We start from the raw sequence: 20,534 nt of genomic DNA on the forward strand, positions 1-20,534 counted from the left end.
AACAATTCTACCAATAAATACATACATCCTAAAAAATGGCTTTTAACTTGCTATTAAACGCATTCCAGCCATTTACCATTCGTTCCCATACCGAACGGTCATTTGCCTCTTCAGGCTCTTCAACAGCATCTTGCAACTCACTTTGGCTAAACATGAGCAAACCAGCTGCTGTTGCATACATAGAACGACGTAAGGCTGCTTGATGTTGATCATCAGCATAAACCTGTAACGGCGGATTACCCAAATGTGCAGATACACCCAACATACGACGAGCTAAACTCACCATACCTTCTATTTGACAAGCATCCCCTGTCAATACTACCCCATGGTATAAACCATGAATTGCACCACTTTGTTCGAGTTCATCGCGAATCTGGCTAAAGATCTCTTCATAACGGGCAATAATAATTTCTGACAACTCAATTCGGCTAATCGTTTGAGGGCCATCAATTCCTTCTACCTGAATCATGTGATCTGGCTTAACAGCACTTAAATCGACACAACCATGCAGAATTTTAATTCGTTCAGCTTCTTCTGTCGTGGTTTGCAATACAGCAGCAATATCACGTGTAACGTGCTCACCACCGCGTTGCAATGTACGTGCTAGAGCTAAACGACCATCTAGATAAACAGCAAGATTGGTAATGCCTGCGCCAATATCAACCAGACAAACACCATACTCTTTTTCATCTTTCAGCAAGCTTGCCTCAGCGGTTGCCAGACAAGACACCACCATTTTTTCAACCCCGATATTTGCACCTTTCATGGCACGATCAAGGTTTTGCATAGTCGCTATAGGCATCATCATTAACTGATAATGTCCAGTCATACTATGGGCAGTCATATTAATTGGATTCTGCACCCATTCAGCAGAATCACCTAATTCAAAGCCTAACGGCACTGCACTTGCTAAATAGTAATCAGAAGTCACATGACTTGCTTTTGCCAATTCTAACGCGCGCACGACTTCATTTGTTGTAATCACATGTGCTGGATTAGATACTGGTGTGCGACCAGAGGCATAAAAACTTTGCAACTCGGTACTCGGAATAGATACCCATGCGCTATGAATGCGACATTCGGCCATATTTTCCGCTTCAGCAACAGCATTTTTAATCGCAGCAATGACTTTATCGAGGCTTACAATTTTTCCTTTATTCATGCCTCGATTGCGAGCAGTTGCCATACCGATAACTTGAATGTTATCCGGCGCATGAATTTTTCCAATCAAAACTGAAACTTTATGCGTCCCAATGTCAATCGCAACAACTGAGGGAACAGCTTCACTCATCACTCATACCATTTCTTTGTTGTTTAATACCAGGCAAATTGCCTATTTTAAAGCCACGTATTATGGCTTTGCTTTTGTTCCACCTGCAATGCTTGTGTCATCACTCGTTACAACAAACTGACCATTCACAATTTTAGGTGGTGTTGCGTTCTTCCATTGAATAGATAATCCATTACGATATCGCAAATCAATGGCTGAGATTTTCGACCACACCGGTTTTAAGTCAGATTGTGCCAGATGACTTAAACGTTGCAACTTATTCATTGTTTGATCTTGGTCAACAATAATACGTAAACCAGAATCAAATTGCATAAACCAAGTCATTCGCTCAGTCAGATATAACTCTTTTAAGCGTAAATTAACAGGATGGAATAATTGATTAATTTCATTATAGCGTCGCATCATCATTTTTGACTGACTTACCGGCCCATGAAGCAACGGAAGTTCAGGATGAATTGTCGGCTCCGCCTCACTAAATACATCGCCTCCATCGCTTAACAAGCGACCTGTTCCCCAACGGGCGATAGCATGTCGAGGCATGACACGAACACGAATACCATTGGGCCAAGCGCGAGATACAACAACTCGGTCTACCCATGAAATTTCTAATGTTTTGTCACGAATCTGTTCTAAATCAGATGTGAAATAATTCGCTTTTATAATTGGAGCAACATGTTGCATCACTTGTTGTGTTTCAACAGAAGACGCTGAACCTACAACTTCTAGTTTTGCAACTGTTGCATCTGTAATAACTTTATATAACCCATAAATTCCGACTGCCAGCACTACAAAAGCAATAACCAACAGCACCCATCCACCAGCATTCGCAAGCTTCTGCTTACGCGTAGGCGGTTTATCATGAATAGAGGTGATGGCCGCACGTTTACGGCGCATGGAAGCCGGAAGTTGTGCCATATTTAAGCCGTACCTTCCAATGTTTGCTCAAGAATCGCAACACACAATTCATCAAAGCTATAACCAACAGCTTTAGCAGCTTTTGGAACTAAAGAGTGGCTGGTCATACCTGGAACAGTGTTTACTTCTAAAAGCCAGAAATTGCCTTGCTCATCCTGCATCGCATCAATACGGCCCCAGCCTTCTGCACCCACCGCCTGAAAAGCACGTAAACACAATGCTTGTAGGTTTTTCTCTTCAGCCTCACTCAGACCACAAGGGATACCATACTCTACATCGTTACGTTGATACTTCGCTTCATAGTCATAGAAAGCAACATCTGCTGGTGGTTGCAAACGAATAACTGGCAAAGGCTGTCCATTGAGGAATGAAATTGTGAATTCACGACCAGTGATCCATTTTTCTGCCATCACCACAGCATCGTGCTGAGTCGCCTTTTCAATTGCAGCAGCAAAGTCTTCTGCTTTCTCAACCTTACTCATGCCGACACTCGAGCCTTCATGTACAGGTTTGATAATGACAGGTAAACCTAACTCAGCAATCACCGCATCTAAATCTGTTTCTTTAGTAATAATGCGATATGGCGCTGTAGGTAAATCGCTACCCTGCCAGATTTGCTTGGTTTTAACTTTATCCATGCCAATAGCAGAACCTTGCACACCTGTTCCTGTATAAGGCAGATTTAACCATTCAAGCACACCTTGAATTTGGCCATCTTCACCGCCGCGACCATGCAATACAATAAATGCACGATCATAATTTACAAGTTCAGTCACACTGCGGTCTTGTGGATCAAATGCTTCAGCCTGAACACCTGAACGTAACAAAGCGTCCAAAACTGCCTGACCACTATCCAAAGACACAGCACGCTCAGCCGATTTCCCACCAAACAACACGGCAACTTTGCCGAATTTTGTAGCATTTGACACGTTTAAATCCTTAACCCGATTATTCAATACTTTTTGTTTATTTCACATACAAATGGTGTTGTGCAAGTTCTACTGAAATTGCTCCCACGTTACCCGCACCTTGTGTTAATAACAAGTCATTTGGTTGTAACACATTTTGCATGATGTTTTGCAAATTACCTTCAACCGGATCGACCAAAATCGGTTCTACTTGTCCGCGTAAACGAATACTGCGCGCTAAAGTGCGGCTATCTGCACCCACAATAGGTTTTTCACCAGCAGGGTAAACTTCCAACAATAATAATTGATCGACTTGAGAGAGCACTTCAATGAAGTCATCAAAACAATCGCGAGTACGAGAGTAACGGTGTGGCTGGAACAACATAACCAAACGACGGTCCGGATGGCTTTGGCGAGCAGCTTTAATAGTTGCTTCTACTTCTTTCGGATGGTGTCCATAGTCATCAACTAACTTAACGTTGCCATCAGCAAGTTCAAATTCACCTTGCACTTGGAAGCGGCGACCTACACCACTAAATCCTTCTAATGCACGACTAATTGCATCATCAGAAACACCTTCATCTGTTGCAACACCAATTGCTGCCAAGGCATTTAAAACATTATGTAAGCCTGGTTGATTAATTGTTAAACGCAATGGTTCACGGCCTTTACGCAACACAGTGAAGTGCGATTGCATACCATCTTGTTCAATATCAACTGCACGAATGTCATTATCTTCATTAAAACCATAAGTAATGACCGGACGGCCTACACGCGGTAGAATTTCACGAATGTTTGCATCATCACCACAAACTACAGCCAAACCATAAAATGGTAGGTTATGAAGGAACTGTACAAACGTATCTTTTAATTTATCAAAGCTACCTTCATAGGTATCCATATGGTCAGCATCGATATTGGTTACAATCGCTGCCATTGGTTGCAAATAAAGGAAAGATGCATCTGATTCATCAGCTTCAGCTACGATAAAACGGCTTTCACCTAACGCTGCATTTACGCCTGTACTGTTAAGTAAGCCACCAATAACATAAGTTGGATCAAGGTTTTCTTCGGCCAACATCGTCGTCAAAAGACTTGTAGTTGTGGTTTTACCATGTGTACCAGCCACAGCAATACCGTGACGGTAACGCATAAGCTCGCCTAGCATTTCTGCACGACGCACAATTGGAACGCGCTGTTCAATCGCAGCTTTAATTTCCGGATTTTCCGGATCAATTGCTGTAGAAACTACAAGTACATTGGCATTTTTAATATTTTCCGGTTGATGGCCAATATAAACTTTGATGCCATTTTTCTCTAATTGTTCTGTAGTTTTAGACGCCTTAATGTCCGAACCGGAAATTTTATAGCCTTGGTTACCCAAAACCTCTGCAATGCCACACATCCCAGCGCCACCGATCCCCACAAAATGAATGTGTTTAATACGGCGCATTTCAGGCACTTTAATCAGTTTTTTTGCTTGGTTCGCAGCTGTTGATGGAGACATAGTAAATCCGATTACATTTTTTGGATAAGATCAACCACATGCTGAGTCGCATTTGGTTGGGCATGTTGACGCGCTTTCACTGCCATTTCAGTAAGTAATTGGCGGTTCATCAGCGAAGTGAACAATTCATTTAAAACATCTGGTGTCATGGTCGATTGCTGGCAAATTTTCGCAGCACCGACATCCGCCAGAAATTTGGCATTTGCAGTTTGATGGTCATCAACTGCTATAGGGAGTGGTACAAAAACTGCGGCTACACCTGCTGTTGCAACTTCTGTTACTGTGAGTGCTCCAGCTCGGCAAATAATTAAATCTGCCTCACTATAAGCTTTTGCCATATCTTCAATAAATGGCAAAACGTGTACAGTTAAATTAGCTGGTGCATCTGCATAAAGTGCTTGAGTTGCCTCAACTTGTTGCTGACCACACTGGTGAAAAATATTGAGTGGAACTTGTAATTGTTTTAATGCTGGAGGTAAGCGTTCATTGAGTGCTTTGGCACCTAAAGACCCGCCCACAATTAAAATATTTAAAGGCTTGCCTGCTTGCTCACGCTCATCATAACGCCACTTTGGACTTAAAATATCCGTGATTTCACGACGCACAGGGTTTCCTGTGGTTACAACTTTTCCACCAGCAGGAAAGGTATTTGGAAATGCTTCACACACCACTTTAGCAACACGAGATAACTGTGCATTGGTAAAACCTGCAACTGCATTTTGCTCGTGAATAAGTACAGGAATACCTAACAAACGTGCGGCTAAACCACCTGGACCAGCTACATAACCACCAAAGCCTGCAACCGCATCAACTTTAAGTTGTTTCATATAGCGCATTGCACTAAAAGTGGCTTTTAAAATTTTAAAAGGTGCAGCAACTTTACGGACTAATCCATTGCCACGAACACCTTGGATATCAATTTGATATATTGGAATATTTTGATCTTTTAATAACCGATTTTCCATACCTGTTGGCGTGGCTAACCATGAAACCTGACAACCTTGTTGTTGAAGTTGTTTGGCTACGGCGAGGGCTGGAAAAACATGTCCACCTGTACCGGCAGCCATCATCATGACATGTTTGGGTTTGCTTTGCTGTGAATCGGTCACGGTCTAATTCTTCAACTCAAAAAACAATGGAAATTGTCATCTATTTTTGTAGCCGTTTATTTTAATCCTAAAGCTTCATTAACGAAAAGCTAATTTCACTCGTTTATAACAGAAAGATGTGCTTTTTTGAAAATATGCCTACAAAGCTGTGGTGTATTTAGTATTGTTATTTTATTAATTCATATATTTTCAGGTGATTTCCAATAAATACCGCTGAAAATCACCTGAAATAAATAATTAAGCTGTACGGCCAGCTTCTAATACATCAAATAGATCATCGGCAATTGATGTACCAAATTGAGCATCAATTTCGCGGATGCAGGTTGGACTAGTGACATTAATTTCAGTGACATAATTACCAATCACATCTAAGCCTACAAAAACTAAACCTTTTTCGCGTAAGAAAGGCCCGATTTTCGCTGCGATCAACTTATCATTTTCAGTAAGCGGACGCGCTTGGCCTAAACCACCTGCCGCCAAGTTACCGCGTACTTCACCATTTTGTGGAATACGAGCTAGACAGTAAGGAACAGGTTCGCCATTTACCATTAAAATACGCTTATCCCCCTCTACAATTTCAGGAATGTAACGCTGAGCCATAATTGGACGAGTACCTAGCTCTGTAAGCATTTCTAGGGTAGAACCAATATTTACACCATCTTGATATAAACGGAAAATTCCCATACCACCCATACCATCAAGTGGCTTAACGATTACATCGCCATGTTCTTTAATAAATTCACGAATTAAACTTTGTTGAGATGTTACAAGTGTAGGCACTTGTAGCTCTGGAAACTGCGTTGCAAAGAGTTTTTCATTGCAATCACGCAGTGATTGAGGCTTATTAATAATCCATGAACCTTCGCGCTCAGCTTGCTCAAGCACGTAAGTCGTGTAGACAAAATTCATGTCAAACGGCGGATCTTTACGCATGAGCACAACATCGTAAGCCGCAATTGATTCCTTTTTCTTTTCGCCCAGCTCATAGTAATGGTTGTAATCTTCGAACACCTTTAACGGTGAAATGAGGCCGTAAGCTTTGCCTTGATCGATATATAAATCTTGTTGTAATGCATAACCTAATTCATGTCCACGACGGCTCGCCGCCCACAACATTGCCATGGTTGAATCCTTTTTAAGGTTTACGGTTTCAATCGGATCCATGATGACAAGTACACGCATGCTCAAGCTCTTCTTAAAATTTAAATTAGCATGAGTATAACTGAGATTTTTCACTGGTTTTTCTTAATTTCAGTAAAACCTTATCGGTTATTTCTTTATCTTGAATTAAGGTAAATTCAGTTAAACTATGATCATAAAATATTATTTTTAAAGGCTAAACATGAAACTTTATCGCTATTTAACTGGCCCCGATGACTCTGCTTTTTGTGCATGAGTGACTAAAGCTCTGAATCATGACTGGGAGTTATATGAAGCACCCACTATGACCTTTAACGGCACGCATGTCATTGTGGGACAAGCAATTTGCAAAACAATTGATGAAAATTATGATCCAGAAATGGATATTTTAGATGTTCTCAAAAATAACGCGTAATTCCAGAAGGGTGCTTTTAATCGGTAAAAAGTCCCCTTTAAACCCCAATTAACAAGAAAAACTAATGAGTCAACTCATACAATTCATTTAATTTGCTAATTAACTTACTAAAAATCAGTTATTAAAAAATAAATATGTCATTTTTTAAGGTAATAGTTCTTTTATTCTAAACAATTAAATGATTATAATTATCATTTATACTTTTATTTTTGTTAATTGATTTTATTTTTATGTTAAGAATTTCTATACCATCTCCCCAAATGAAGCGTCTTTTCCCGCTGAGCTTACTCAGTTTAATGATCTTGAATATTCAAGGTGCCTACGCAGAGGAACCGACTGATTCAGCCGCAAAAGTGGCAGCTACCATGCCCACCATAAAAATTGAGGCAATGAGTGAGCTCGACCCAATTAAAAGTTATATCGACTATGATAAAGCCAATGTCACACGTAATGGTTTAGACAAAAAAGATATTCCTCAAACCATTGATACAATTGATGTTCAGAAATATAAAATTTATGGATCAAATGATTTAAGCGTTATGCTGCAAGGCACCCCTGGCGTATCAACCAGTTACGATATGCGCGGTGATGGCATCACAATTCGTGGCTTTGGTGCTGATACAGGTGATATTTACCGTGATGGCATACGTGAAAGCGGACAAGTACGTCGTAGTACAGCAAATATCGAACGTATTGAAATTTTAAAAGGCCCCGCCTCTGTTTTATATGGCCGTAGTGCTGGCGGCGGGGTTGTGAATATGGTGAGTAAATTCGCCAATTTTGACTCTAAAAGTTCAGTTGGTGCGTACGCTGGTTCATATGATAACTACGGAACAACGGCTGACATCAACCAAGTACTTAATGACAATCTAGCAGTACGTTTAACTGGAGAATATGGCGAGTCAGGCAGCTTCCGCTCTGGCATTGAAAATAAAATTGAAATGTTTTCACCAAGTTTCACCTATAAAAATGATGATGGAACACTCACTTGGACCACACAATACACCTATGACAAATTAGGTCGTGTACCTGATCGCGGACCATCACGTGACATTCTGCCTGCAGGGACTTCAATTAAAATGGGATTTGCCCAAGACGGCGATTATGTGGATGATATTTTGCAAGTGGTCCGCACCGATGTGAATTATCAATATGCGCCTGATTGGAACTTTCACTGGGCAGCAAGTTACCGACAAGCAGAACAAAACTTTGACCACTTTTATTTTGGAACTTATTGTGGTTTAGATGGTAAAAACTCAAAGAATGAGTCTTGTACTAAAAAAGGTTACGTCGACCAAATTTACTACTGGCAACAAACCAGCAATAAGACCACCACCAATACCTTTGATATTAAGGGCAAGTTCAAAACAGGCTCGCTTGAACACCAAATTATGGTGGGTACAGACTGGACTTATGAGCAACGAGAGCCACGTCTAGCCAATAAAACTCAAAATGGGTCAGCCATTTATGGTTACGTTAATCCAATCACTGGTGAACGAGAGTACAGTCGTGGCAATGGCCCATTAGAAATTAGTCAGCATAACTATAATGAAGGCACAACTTACGGCGTATTTATTCAAGATTTAATTGGTCTAAATGACCAACTTAAACTGATGATGGGCATCCGCTACGATTACTTTGACTTTTCAACTACTAACAAAATTAAGAATGAACATCGTAATGTAAAAGATGGCAGCTTTAGCCCAAATGTGGGTTTTGTATGGCAACCGCTTCTGGAACATAGCTTTTATACCTCTTACTCTAAGAGCTTTGCACCATTTGGCGGACAAATGGGTGTTAACCAAGTCACTGCAAGCACCGATGTCACAAAAATGGATAAAGAACCTCAATATAACGAGCAATATGAAGTCGGAGTAAAAAGCGAATGGTTAGATAGTCGTTTAAATACTCAATTTTCTGTTTTTGATATTCGTAAAAATAATATCCGCTATAAACCAAATCCTAATGAGCAACCAGATGTGTGGGCAACTGCTGGTCAACATCAATCTCGTGGTCTCGAATTTAGCTTTATTGGCCGCGTACTTGATAATGTCTTTGTCCGCGGTGGCTATGGTTACACAGATGCAAAAGTAAAAGAAGACAAACAAAAGCCTGAACAAGAAGGTAACTATTTAGCAAATACATCTAAAAACACGGGTAATTTATTTGTTCGTTATTTACCAACCGAGCAGTGGTATACCGAGGTGGGCGTAACCTATGTCGGGTCTTATTATCCAAATATTAATAATCAAGTAAAAATGGAAGGATTTAACCGTGTCGATGCAGCGATTGGTTATAGTGCAGACCCATGGAATGTCACACTTGCAGTGAATAACCTAACTAATAAAGAATATTGGCGTTCGGACAGCATGCCAGGCACTCCACGTAATGTGTTATTGCGTTTGAATTATCAGTTTTAAGTAAATATTAAAAAAGCATACCCCTATTTAGGGGTATGCTTTTTGTTTTTAATAATAAAAGAAACAAGTTTTTTATCTTCAATAAATAAAATATTTAATTTTTAGATTATACTTTCCTCATTAAAGATACCAATTAAATCAACAATATGAATAAACAGTTTATTTTAACTTTTTTATTATTTTTTTTTATCGCTATCAACAGAGGCAAAAATCATTACTCTTTCAATTGATACATATCAAAAATTATCAAAACAACAGCAAAATAGTATTAAAGACAACCTCAACAAAGGATGGATCAGTTATGCTAGAGATGATACAAAAATTCATTATTTGAGTTATCAACTAATTAAATCTATTTCAGATTCCATCGTAATAGCCCCTGTTAAAACTACATCAGTCAATCTAGGAGATTTAAACTCTATAGGGTTATGGCAATTTGACTGCAAAAATAAAAAAATGATGTTGTTGTCTACTGCAACTTATTCAATTACGAATTCTAAAATATTTTCAATAGAAGAAGTAGAATTTCCAAAAGAAGTACCAGCTATTCCTAATTCTATGGCAAATAGAATTTTAGAAATGGCATGTGTTCTGAACTACATAAAAAATAATTAGTCATAAAAGGAAGAAGAGCTCAAGCGCTCCTTCCTTTTATATTATTAAAAATCAAATCCCGTATTTTTCACGATAAGCTTGCATGTTTGCTAGCGCTTCTTTTTCACCTTTCGCTTCCAAATAATCCATTAAATCTTTCATGGTAATCAGTGCATGTACAGGGATTTCTAATTCTTTTTGAACTTCTTGAATTGCAGAAAGTTCACCTTGACCACGTTCTTGACGATCTAGCGCAACCAAAACACCCGCAATAGTTGCACCGGCATTTTTCAAAATCGTTACCACTTCGCGAATCGCTGTACCTGCGGTAATTACATCATCAATAATCCAGACCTTTTTGCCTTCAACCGCAGCACCAACTAAAACACCGCCTTCGCCATGATCTTTCGCTTCTTTACGGTTAAAGCCCCATGGCACGCTTTTGTTATGGACTTGAGACAAAGCAACAGCAGTCGCAGCTACAAATGGAATACCTTTGTAAGCTGGTCCAAAAATCACATCAACATTTTCACATTGTGTTAATTTATCAGCATAGCCTTGCGCTAAAAGAGATAAAGCTTCACCATCGTTGAGTAGGCCTGCATTAAAAAAATAAGGACTCACGCGTCCAGATTTTAAAGTAAACTCACCAAATTTAAGCACACCGCGTGATAATGCGAGTTCGATAAATGCTTGCGGGTGAAATGACACAGGCGTTGTCATGAGGTGCTCCAAATTCACAATTGAGGTTAAATTTTCGCATGATACCAAAGGATCAGTATCCAAGTGATGTAAAAATTCTTCGAGTCGTTTCCATTAACGTAAATGGCTTACGTTCTTCAGTAACGAAAGGCTTACTTGAATGGTTAGAACAATCAGATGCCGATGTCGTATGCATGCAGGAAAGCCGCATTACCCATGAACAATGGACTGAAAAATTTAGACCCGAAGGATGGCATACCCATCTCTTTCCAGCAGAGCGTGCAGGTTATGCGGGGACTGCGATATATAGCCGTCTACCCTTCGTCTCTGTTAAAGATGGTTTAGGGTTTGAGCTGGCTGACAGTCAAGGCCGCTTTATTTCTGCGGAATTCGATTTAGGTTTGTCACATCCGGTACATATTGCGTCATTATACTTACCTTCGGGCTCAAGTGGTGAAGAAGCGCAAGCACGTAAAGATTTATTTTTAGGTGAATACGCAAAAATTCTGAAACAATGGCGTGATGAAAACAAGTCAGTCATCATTTGTGGTGACTACAACATTGTTCATAAACGAATAGATATCAAAAACTGGTCAGGTAACCAGAAATCATCTGGTTGTTTACCACATGAACGTGCTTGGCTTGATCATATCTATGATGAACTTGGCTATGTCGATACTTTCCGTGTAGTTCGCGCAGAAGCAGAACTTTATTCGTGGTGGTCAAATCGCGGTCAAGCTCGTGCAAAAAATGTAGGGTGGCGTATTGATTACCATGCATGCTCGCCAGACTGGAAAGCACGTACAATTAATGCTTGGGTTTATAAAGATCAATGGTTTAGCGACCATGCACCCGTTATTATTGACTATAAAATTCAAGAATAAGTGAACACTCGTTCACTTACATTGTCGTTTTCGCTTACAGCATATGTCGTTTTTGAGTATTTTTCTCACACAGCTTTAACGGCATTATAGCCCCACGGCACAGGGAAGCAGTCAGGATGACGCAAAAGGATAGGACGCCGTAGGAAGATAAAATAAACTTATGATAAGTTTATTTGCAAGGATGTGACATTGGACGTTGAAATGAGACCCGCATGATCAGGATGATTAAATGCGGGTTTTCTCTTTTCTGTCTCTTATTTTGCGCTAAGTTCTTTGTTCTTTTAGTTTTAACTTCTTCTTATTAAGCTCATTATTACCTTGTCTTATGACAATAACATGACATTTCTCTTTCGATTAATCATTAATTTTCATTTGTTTTAAAAGTATCGGTATAAAGTAGTGCTTAAAAGCATTTTGGGTTAGGCTGTGTGCTCTCTCTTTTTGACATGGTCCGATAAAATGTTAAAAATTTATGGAATTAAAAACTGTAACTCAATGAAAAAAGCATTTGATGCCTTACAGGCTAAAGGGCTTAACTATGATTTTCATGATTATAAAAAACAAGGCATTGATGCAGATACTTTAAAAATCTGGTTAAAAGAAATTGGAAAAGATACCGTTCTCAACAAAAAAGGAACGACTTGGCGCAAGCTTTCAGAAGAAGAACAAAATCGTGCTCTAAGCAGTGAAGATCACCTGATTGAAGCACTCATTGCTCAACCAAGTTTGATTAAAAGACCTATTTTAAAAACTTCACAGGGTTTTATTGTGGGTTTTGATGAAACCGCCTATCAAAATATTCAAGCCTAAAAAAACGAGCCATTTGGCTCGTTTTTTTATTAAAACTTTTAGTTCGCGCGAATCCACGTTTGGTTACGACCAAGTGCAGAAACGCCAATATAACCACGTAATTTAAGCTTTTTGCCGCCATCGGTTAACTCACCTTTCAGTTTGTAAGTTTTACCTGATTTTGGGTCTAAAATCGTACCGTTTTCATAACTGTTACCACCTACATTTTTTAAATTATGTACAATGGTGACACCTTTAAGCGGTTTGTTTTTGTACGGACCTTCACATTTTGTACAAGCGTTTTCTTCACCCGGTGTCAAAATGTTCTGAATGGTTGCAGTTAAGGTTCCGTCCTTCTGTTCCGTAAATTTCACTACGGCTTTTGGCTTGTTGGTCTGATCATCAATCGTTTTCCATACCGTTCCATTGAGTGAATCAGCCGCATTGGCAAATGCAGCCATACCAATGAGTCCTAAAGCTAAAGCAATCTTTTTCATTTTTGTAATATCCTTGGGTCTTTCAAGATTTTCAGTATTCAGAAGTCGCAAAGATATTGCAATTTTTGAATGTGACTGTTTCGTGTAACCTTGTAATCTTGCAAAATAAAATTTACAAGAAAACAAGAAACTAGCATAAAAATGGATGCTATATGAATATATCAAATGTTTGGAAATATTATTTTACAGAAACTTTTCTTAAAACAACAATTCGCAAGCCAAGCCAGCTAAATTTGCCGGCTACTGCCTTACGTCCTGTGCTAGATCAGATGTGTCGTGCTTTCCCACGACAAAAAAATGTTTCCGTGCGCCCGATTCGACTAGCAGGTATTAAAGGTGAAGAAATCAAACCGCAAGATTCTGCAACTCAACTGATTTTTCACATTCACGGCGGTGCTTTTTTCCTTGGTAGTGTCAAAACACATCATGCTTTTATGACGGATTTAGCTGCCCGTACTCAAATGCAGATTATTCATGTGGACTATCCGCTTGCACCTGAACATCCTTACCCTGAGGCAACTGAAGCCCTATATGACATCTATCAGTCTTTGGTGGTACAAGGTATTCAGCCGAAAGATATTATTTTATCGGGTGATTCATGCGGGGCAAATTTAGCGTTAGCACTTTGCTTACGTTTAAAAGAACAACCTGAACTCATGCCGAGTGGCCTGATCTTGTTGTCTCCATTTTTGGATTTAACACTCACGAGTGAGTCTCTTCGGTTTAACAAAAAACATGATGCTTTATTATCAATTGAGGCACTACAAACAGGCACTCAGTACTATATAGGCAATCACATCGCAGCCGACGACCCGCGTGTTTCCCCTATCTTCGATGACTTGCATGGCCTACCACCTACTTTAGTTCAAGTGGGTTCTAAAGAAATCTTATTAGACGATGCCAAGCGTTTTAGAGAAAAAGCTGAAGATGCTGGCGTTAAAGTTCAATTCAAACTTTATACGGGCATGTGGCATAACTTCCAGATGTTTAATGCATGGTTTGATGAGGCTAAACAAGCATTGGCAGATATTGCTGAATTTGCCCACGAACTCGATAAAACTTAATTTATTTATAAATGATGTGAATAGACCTCAAAACTTTTCACATCATTTTCTTTATAAAAAGTCATCATATATAAATTGAAAATCATGTTATGTTTAAAATATAAATTATTGAAACAATCCAATTTTAGGATGGTCTAACAAAGAGGCATCTATATTTAGGAGCCCTTATTTATTATGAAAAATCGTTTAATCACTTATCCCGTAAATAGAATAAAACAGGTGATAATCGATTTCATCCACAATAATCACATCATCAACTGGACGCCATTACAAAAAAGCGCACTGATGCTCACACTTGCTTGCGCAATGAATTTCAGTTGGATTTTATGGAAAGGCTATATTTTAATTACACCAAGTGTCTGGCAATGGGCAAATTTACCTTTAGTTGAATCACAAATCTGGCTCAATTTATTTACCTTATTTTTATTAGTCCTTTTGATTATTCCCTGTTACCGCTACAAAAATGATGAATGGGCTCAAAAAGTTATTCCTTTCATTAGCGTGCAGTTCTTTGCACTTATGCTATGTCATGATGGATATTTAATTGGCAGTATCAGCCCTGCCACTATGGTCGGTTATGTGGGTACGATTGGGGTGGGTTTGGTGTTATTTGACCGTAAAATTGTTTATAGCGCCCTTGTACCTGCCACAATTATTTTAACTGTTTGTACATATTTAAGTATGACAGGTGCTTTAGCGTATGCACCTCTATTTAATTTTAGAGCCATGGATCATGCCCAAACCAATTCTTTCTGGTTAGGAAGTATGGCTTTTTTTATTATGCCTATTTTATTGGCCTGTTTTGTTTTATTTGAAATATTACTCACCCAATGGCGTCAGCGAGAAACTTATATTCAACGTTTAAGCCAAATCGACCCATTAACTAATGTATTAAATAGACGTAGTTTAAACATGCATTTGGAGTCGCTACACCAACAACAATTTGATTATGCTGTGGTACTTCTTGATATCGATCATTTTAAAAAAATTAATGATATATACGGCCACCATCAAGGTGATCAGGTCTTAATTGAAATTGCTCAATGTCTTTCTGAGAATTTGCGTAGCGAGGATATTATTGGTCGATTTGGTGGAGAAGAATTTATTTTACTACTCCCCCATACAGATATTATTCAAGCAGAAAAAATTGCTGAGCGTTGTCGCCAAGCCCTACAAGAATTACCTGTTTTTACCGCTCAAAATAATCCTATTCACATTAGTGCGAGTTTTGGAATAAGCAGTTCAGCTTTTGCACAAGATCCTTATCTGGTTATTCGGCAGGCTGACCAAGCACTCTATGCAGTAAAAGCTTCAGGACGTAATCAGGTACGTACATTTCATCAGACAGAAGCTATCGATACCTTATGATTCTTTGAATTTTGCCAAACTCGCAAGTTGCTGCAAAAGCTCTTGCTGACTAAAAGCGCCCGTTAAACGTAAAGCACGAATCTCTTTTTGCTCTGGACTTAAAAATAAATAGGTCGGTGGTCCTAAAATATTCCACTGCTTGAGTAGTGCTTCATGCGACTGGTCATAATGGCTCAAATCAAGCTTAATTAAATAATAAGGTGCAAGAGCAGATTGAACCTCTGGTGCTTTTAAAATACGGTGCTCAATCGGTTGGCAGGCAACACACCAATCTGCGTAGATATCAACCACAATAGCTCGGTCAGTAGGTGCTGCCGCTAAAATTTTCTCAAAGTCCGCTGCTGTAGTTGCAATATGCCACTCGGCCATATGATTAGAACTTTGCAAAGTTCGATTTTGAATGTGTTGATATTGGTTATAGGCTACAAAAGGGGTAACGATTAATAATAAAATCGCATAGAGCCACTGTAACTGCCCTTTTTCCCAGAAAAACTGATAAACAGCATAGGTTATAAAAGCAAGGCCTAATACGAGGCTAAGCACTTGCATGCCCAAATCTGGCAGCAAAGGACGAATAAAATAAAGACTTAATCCCAACATCAGAAAAGCAAAAATTACTTTAATCTGATGCATCCAGTCGCCCGCTTTAGGCAAGAATTTTGCCCCTAAAATACTTGCCAGCAGGAGCGGAATTCCCATTCCAAAGCCTAGGCAGAATAAAAGCAAAGCACCTTGCCACTGATTTTGCGTTTGAGAAATAAATAATAAAGTTCCAGCGAGAGGTGCGGTCATACAAGGCCCCACCAAAAGCGCAGAAACGACACCCATAACCCCAGCACCGACCAACGTGCCGCCTTGTTGCATTGACTGAATACGGTCAAGTCGGTTTAACCATGTCTGAGGTAAACGAAGCTCAAACAAACCAAATAAGTTCAGAGCAAAAACAATAAACAGCAAACTAAAAGCAATTAAAGTCGCTGGCTGTTGTAACCAGCGCTGGAAATTTAAGCCTGCCGAAGAAGCAATTAAACCCAAGCCTGCATAAACTAATGCCATGCTACACACAAAAGTAAGCGCAATGGTCCAAGCCTTTAAACCTTTATGTTCGCGAATAATCAATGAAGTTAAAATAGGAAGCATCGGTAAAGAACATGGCGTAAATGCGAGCAACATGCCTAAACCTAAAAATAATAAAACTCCATACCAAAGCGAGTGTTCAATTAATTTAGCTGACCAGATCTGATCTTGTGCAATTTGAGGTGTAGTTGTATCAGCTGCTGTCTCTGTACTCGGCTCTTTTTCTAAAGATTCTGAACTCGAGGAAGTGTCGGATTGTGTATTCGCTAAATCTAGTAATCTTTTTGGCGCTGTTCCTGCTTGGTTTTGCACACCCACCAAGCCATCTGCATCGGTTTGAAACTCAATGGTTTGAGGTGGATAACAAATACGGTCTTTGGCACAGCCCTGCCAAGTCACACTATAGTGCTCTGACGGCTTAGTCTTAATTTGGAAATTAACTTGATGGTAGTAAACCTGACTTTGCCCATAATTTTCATCATATTGGGCAACCGCTTTAGGTAACTTTAAAGTTAAAGGTTGAGTACCTTGTTGTACGGAAAATTTATGCTGATAAAGATAGTAATTTGGCTGAATCTGCCAAGACAAACTCGCAGTATGCGGCTCAGAGGATTCAACCGAAAATGAAAAAGCTTGTTCGGGTGAGAGTAGCTTATCTTGCGCAGAAACCAACTGGCTAAACACACAAACAGCAACTGCTAGAAAATAAAGAATTCCCTGATGAATAAGCTTTTTCATTAACATAAATTTAAATTGCTTCGATTAGAACAAGAATGCCACGCCTAAGCCACCGTTGTAGCTCTTGTCTTGACCCTCTAAATCAACCCCGATACTTGCATCGAGCTGAGTACGATCATTTACGGCGTAGACTAAACCTGTCCCTAAACCATATTCGTAGTCTTGGCTTTCAGCTTTACGGTAAATAAACTCGGAATAACCTGACAGCTTACCTGCGATTTTATAATCAATCGTCGGGATTGCAGTTACTGCCCAGTTACTATTTTGTACTTCGTAGCGCATGGTAATTGATGTACCGACTAAGTCATTATATTTATAAGCGACTGCTGAACTTAAGCTATAAATATCGTCATGTGCAGTAAATTCATCATTTCCAGTGGCAATGATCGCTTCAGCTAACACAGCCATTGATAAGTTTTCATCATTTAGATCAATTGCTTTTTTCAAACCGATGCTGACATCACCAAAGCCTGACGTGTCATGTTTTTTACCAGCACGTTTAGTTTGAGTCCATGCTGGACCTTGCCAACCTAATTGTAATTCCAAGCCGTCGGCTAAACCGGTACGGAATAACATATCTTCATTTACAGTTACGGTCTTTTCTTTGACGCCATCAACCGTTGACTCTGTATAAGTTGCACTTGGCAAACTTTGTTCCCAAGCCAATTTACCAACCGGAGTAATCCCTGTTCCAAAGCCAGTACCTGGGCGGTCAAAAGAGAACTCTGCAGCAAAAGTACTTCCTGCGGCAACAGTGGTCAAAGCAAAAGTTAAAATTTGAAATGTTCTCATTCTATTATCCAATCAAGTAGTTAGTTCTTTTGACATTTTTGCCCCATGTTGGCGCAATAATTCTAATGTTTCACGCTCTTCTTGAAGCGCTTCTGACCAATCTATTTCATCAAAGTCACAATCAAAGAACAACTGACTGATTGAAGATAAAATAGTGAGTCCCTCTTCATCGCGTGTGTTTGGATCAACTTTTTCATTTAATAAACGTTGAACGGCTGGCGCACATGCCGAGCTTGCCGCATCCCATAAAGGTCCATAAAACTCTTCTGCATCCCAAAGGTGTACATTCGCTTTGGCTTGAATCAAAGCTTCGAGAATATCGAGGTAAACTTGTAATGATTGTTGCTTTTCTTCTTTTGATAGTGGTGTACCCGCTTCATAAGCTTCTGATACATCTTCCCACCATTTAAAAATTCCATCACAAATGATTGATACAGGTGGTCCTTGTTCCGGATCAATAAAGTTCGGATCAAGTCCTTCAGCAAGTAATTTTTGCACTTGCGCGAGTTCTAATTCTTCTATGGCTTTAATTAAAGCTTGCTGCTGGGTGGTTAACATGACCATCTCTCAAAAATATATTAGGACTATTATGCCTAATCTCTTCTGAAGATTTTAGAGGTTGATTGCATCGCATTGCAAACCTAATGTTGTGAATAGTTTTATTTTCATCAAATATAAAAAAAGCCCCGAAGGGCTTTTTAGCATTTTAAATTAAACTTCATCATCAATGAATTCTGGTTGACCACCTCTCGGGTGTTCTTTTTTCTCAAAAGTATGTTCAAGGCTACGTTTTAATTTTTCAATCGCGCCATGAATCGAGGCGTCAATATTTCCTGCTTTATGATGTACTGCAACTGGTTTCAAACCTGAAGGACGCGCTTCAATCATACAGTGGATATCTTTGTCACCACCTTTGTCCCCATTTTCATCACTAAAATGAACCGAAAAATGCGTAATACGTTCGCTATGACGTTGGAATTCTTGAGTAAGTTCTGCACGTACATAAGTAATTAAACGTTCGCTGTTATGGATGTTTTTATCTGTGCGGATTTCAATATTCATAAATACCATCCTCTCTTTCTTACTGTGGATCTTTTCTATGCAAAACTTTTTTATGTTGGCATGTTTTAAGCATGCATGAACTGACTTCAATTGTACATTTTGATGGTGTAATGGTTTGTTATCTCCTGACTTAAACGTACTGCTTTTAATTTATTTTGAAGATCTTCATACCTTCAATATCAGTCCATCTATAAAAATATGCAAGCTGATTTTTTAAATTTTTATGAAAAATTGAACAAAAGGAGAGCAATCGTGTCCAAATCTTATCTATCTGGAGCAGAGCTTATTGAGCAAATCCAGAAGTCTCCTTATTCACGTGATTTAATCGGATATCACGGACAACCACCACAAGTTAAATGGCCTAATAATGCCAAGGTTGCTGTGCAATTTGTGCTTAATTATGAAGAAGGTGGCGAAAAACATATAGAGCATGGCGATGAGGGCTCCGAACAGTTTTTATCAGAGATTATTGGCGCTGCAAGTTACCCAGCTAAACATATGTCGATGGACTCTATGTACGAATATGGTTCACGTGCTGGTTTTTGGCGCATTCATAGTGAATTCCAAAAGCGCAAACTTCCAATGACCATTTTTGGGGTTGCAATGGCACTTGCTCGCAACCCTTATATTGTAGAAGCGATTAAGCAAGCTGATTATGATGTGGTTTCTCATGGTTACCGCTGGCTTCACTATCAAGATACCGATATTGAAGTCGAAAAACAGCATATGGAGCAGGCTTTAACTGTCTTAGAAAACCTGTTTGAAAATAAAGTGATAGGTTGGTACACCGGACGTGACAGCCCCAATACACGTCAGTTACTCGCAGAGTTTCCACAAATACAATATGACTCAGATTATTATGGTGATGACCTGCCTTTTTGGACAACGCTTACCAATGCTGATGGCGCATCACGTCCTCATCTGATTATTCCTTACACTTTAGAATGTAACGACATGAAGTTCTGTTCACCAGGCGGATTTAATAGTTCAGAACAGTTTTTTCAATATTTGAAAGATAGTTTTGATGTGTTGTATGCAGAGGGAGAAACTGCACCAAAAATGATGTCGATTGGAATGCATTGCCGCATTTTAGGGCGTCCGGGCCGTTTTAAAGCACTACAGAAATTTCTCGACTATATTCAAATGCACGATCGGGTCTGGATATGTCGTCGTCAGGAAATTGCTGAACATTGGTATAAAAATCACATAACTAAATAATTGATTTTTAATTTTCAAAATTCTTAAGCGAACCAAAACTCGCT

General features: G+C 39.3%; 19 protein-coding genes and 1 pseudogene. 8 read left to right on the forward strand and 12 right to left on the reverse strand.

The window, feature by feature from the left end:
• Positions 1-28 precede the first annotated feature (28 nt).
• The 6 genes from ftsA to gshB form a co-directional block, all read right to left on the reverse strand.
• Complete coding sequence (gene ftsA, locus ACTJJG_RS04065) at positions 29-1,291, reverse strand: cell division protein FtsA (RefSeq protein WP_002122057.1); 1,263 nt, start codon at positions 1,289-1,291, stop codon at positions 29-31.
• Between the two features lie 60 nt (positions 1,292-1,351).
• Positions 1,352-2,206, reverse strand: coding sequence for a cell division protein FtsQ/DivIB (locus ACTJJG_RS04070; RefSeq protein ID WP_014207933.1), 855 nt, complete (start codon positions 2,204-2,206; stop codon positions 1,352-1,354).
• A 2-nt stretch (positions 2,207-2,208) separates the two neighbouring features.
• Entirely contained in the window at positions 2,209-3,135 is a 927-nt protein-coding gene (locus ACTJJG_RS04075) for a D-alanine--D-alanine ligase (RefSeq protein ID WP_032054508.1), read from the reverse strand.
• Between the two features lie 37 nt (positions 3,136-3,172).
• Positions 3,173-4,621, reverse strand: coding sequence for a UDP-N-acetylmuramate--L-alanine ligase (murC, locus tag ACTJJG_RS04080; protein WP_002122011.1), 1,449 nt, complete (start codon positions 4,619-4,621; stop codon positions 3,173-3,175).
• A gap of 11 nt (positions 4,622-4,632) precedes the next feature.
• On the reverse strand, positions 4,633-5,730 hold the full coding sequence (gene murG / locus ACTJJG_RS04085; protein WP_005078668.1) for an undecaprenyldiphospho-muramoylpentapeptide beta-N-acetylglucosaminyltransferase: 1,098 nt from the start codon (positions 5,728-5,730) through the stop codon (positions 4,633-4,635).
• Between the two features lie 237 nt (positions 5,731-5,967).
• Positions 5,968-6,912: a glutathione synthase gene (gshB, locus tag ACTJJG_RS04090; RefSeq protein WP_032057094.1), complete on the reverse strand. Its 945-nt coding sequence runs from the start codon at positions 6,910-6,912 to the stop codon at positions 5,968-5,970.
• A 160-nt stretch (positions 6,913-7,072) separates the two neighbouring features.
• Here gshB and ACTJJG_RS04095 point away from each other — a divergent pair.
• The 3 genes and pseudogenes from ACTJJG_RS04095 to ACTJJG_RS04105 all read left to right on the forward strand — a co-directional run bounded on the left by ACTJJG_RS04095 (position 7,073) and on the right by ACTJJG_RS04105 (position 10,320).
• Positions 7,073-7,285, forward strand: a pseudogene (locus tag ACTJJG_RS04095) (DUF1737 domain-containing protein).
• Positions 7,286-7,515: 230 nt separating this feature from the next.
• Entirely contained in the window at positions 7,516-9,705 is a 2,190-nt protein-coding gene (locus ACTJJG_RS04100) for a TonB-dependent receptor (RefSeq protein ID WP_032057095.1), read from the forward strand.
• A 330-nt stretch (positions 9,706-10,035) separates the two neighbouring features.
• Positions 10,036-10,320, forward strand: a complete 285-nt coding sequence (locus ACTJJG_RS04105) for a surface-adhesin E family protein (protein WP_227502952.1) — start codon at positions 10,036-10,038, stop codon at positions 10,318-10,320.
• A 51-nt stretch (positions 10,321-10,371) separates the two neighbouring features.
• Here ACTJJG_RS04105 and pyrE read toward each other — a convergent pair whose 3' ends face one another.
• Positions 10,372-11,022 (reverse strand): orotate phosphoribosyltransferase, encoded by a 651-nt coding sequence (gene pyrE / locus ACTJJG_RS04110; RefSeq protein WP_000211305.1) that lies wholly within the window; start codon positions 11,020-11,022, stop codon positions 10,372-10,374.
• Between the two features lie 38 nt (positions 11,023-11,060).
• On the opposite strand from pyrE, the gene ACTJJG_RS04115 reads away from it, so the two are divergent.
• Together ACTJJG_RS04115 and ACTJJG_RS04120 are read left to right on the forward strand one after the other, a co-directional pair.
• A complete protein-coding gene (locus ACTJJG_RS04115) occupies positions 11,061-11,885 on the forward strand; it encodes an exodeoxyribonuclease III (RefSeq protein WP_016142748.1) in 825 nt (274 codons plus the stop codon).
• A gap of 459 nt (positions 11,886-12,344) precedes the next feature.
• Positions 12,345-12,695 (forward strand): arsenate reductase, encoded by a 351-nt coding sequence (locus tag ACTJJG_RS04120; RefSeq protein WP_032057097.1) that lies wholly within the window; start codon positions 12,345-12,347, stop codon positions 12,693-12,695.
• A gap of 38 nt (positions 12,696-12,733) precedes the next feature.
• On the opposite strand, the gene ACTJJG_RS04125 is transcribed toward ACTJJG_RS04120, so the two are convergent.
• Positions 12,734-13,171 carry a DUF2147 domain-containing protein gene (locus ACTJJG_RS04125; RefSeq protein WP_002121971.1) on the reverse strand — a complete coding sequence of 146 codons (438 nt, stop codon included), beginning with the start codon at positions 13,169-13,171 and terminating at the stop codon, positions 12,734-12,736.
• A gap of 152 nt (positions 13,172-13,323) precedes the next feature.
• On the opposite strand from ACTJJG_RS04125, the gene ACTJJG_RS04130 reads away from it, so the two are divergent.
• Together ACTJJG_RS04130 and ACTJJG_RS04135 are read left to right on the forward strand one after the other, a co-directional pair.
• Positions 13,324-14,235 (forward strand): alpha/beta hydrolase, encoded by a 912-nt coding sequence (locus tag ACTJJG_RS04130; RefSeq protein WP_004790086.1) that lies wholly within the window; start codon positions 13,324-13,326, stop codon positions 14,233-14,235.
• Positions 14,236-14,409: 174 nt separating this feature from the next.
• A complete protein-coding gene (locus ACTJJG_RS04135; RefSeq protein ID WP_032057098.1) occupies positions 14,410-15,603 on the forward strand; it encodes a GGDEF domain-containing protein in 1,194 nt (397 codons plus the stop codon).
• Here the strand turns inward: ACTJJG_RS04135 and dsbD are convergent.
• The 4 genes from dsbD to ACTJJG_RS04155 form a co-directional block, all read right to left on the reverse strand.
• Positions 15,598-17,424, reverse strand: coding sequence for a protein-disulfide reductase DsbD (dsbD, locus tag ACTJJG_RS04140; RefSeq protein WP_032070465.1), 1,827 nt, complete (start codon positions 17,422-17,424; stop codon positions 15,598-15,600). The two genes, ACTJJG_RS04135 and dsbD, sit on opposite strands and share 6 nt — an antisense overlap.
• A gap of 18 nt (positions 17,425-17,442) precedes the next feature.
• Positions 17,443-18,210 (reverse strand): transporter, encoded by a 768-nt coding sequence (locus ACTJJG_RS04145; protein WP_069120254.1) that lies wholly within the window; start codon positions 18,208-18,210, stop codon positions 17,443-17,445.
• A 12-nt stretch (positions 18,211-18,222) separates the two neighbouring features.
• Complete coding sequence (locus ACTJJG_RS04150) at positions 18,223-18,768, reverse strand: ankyrin repeat domain-containing protein (protein ID WP_005066773.1); 546 nt, start codon at positions 18,766-18,768, stop codon at positions 18,223-18,225.
• A gap of 153 nt (positions 18,769-18,921) precedes the next feature.
• Entirely contained in the window at positions 18,922-19,272 is a 351-nt protein-coding gene (locus ACTJJG_RS04155; protein WP_001019316.1) for an HPF/RaiA family ribosome-associated protein, read from the reverse strand.
• A 252-nt stretch (positions 19,273-19,524) separates the two neighbouring features.
• Between ACTJJG_RS04155 and puuE the strand changes: the two genes are divergently transcribed.
• On the forward strand, positions 19,525-20,490 hold the full coding sequence (gene puuE, locus ACTJJG_RS04160) for an allantoinase PuuE (RefSeq protein ID WP_005804409.1): 966 nt from the start codon (positions 19,525-19,527) through the stop codon (positions 20,488-20,490).
• The last annotated feature ends 44 nt before the right edge of the window (positions 20,491-20,534 follow it).

It is taken from the genome of Acinetobacter sp. 22512 (assembly GCF_052044755.1).
GTDB lineage: Bacteria > Pseudomonadota > Gammaproteobacteria > Pseudomonadales > Moraxellaceae > Acinetobacter > Acinetobacter pittii.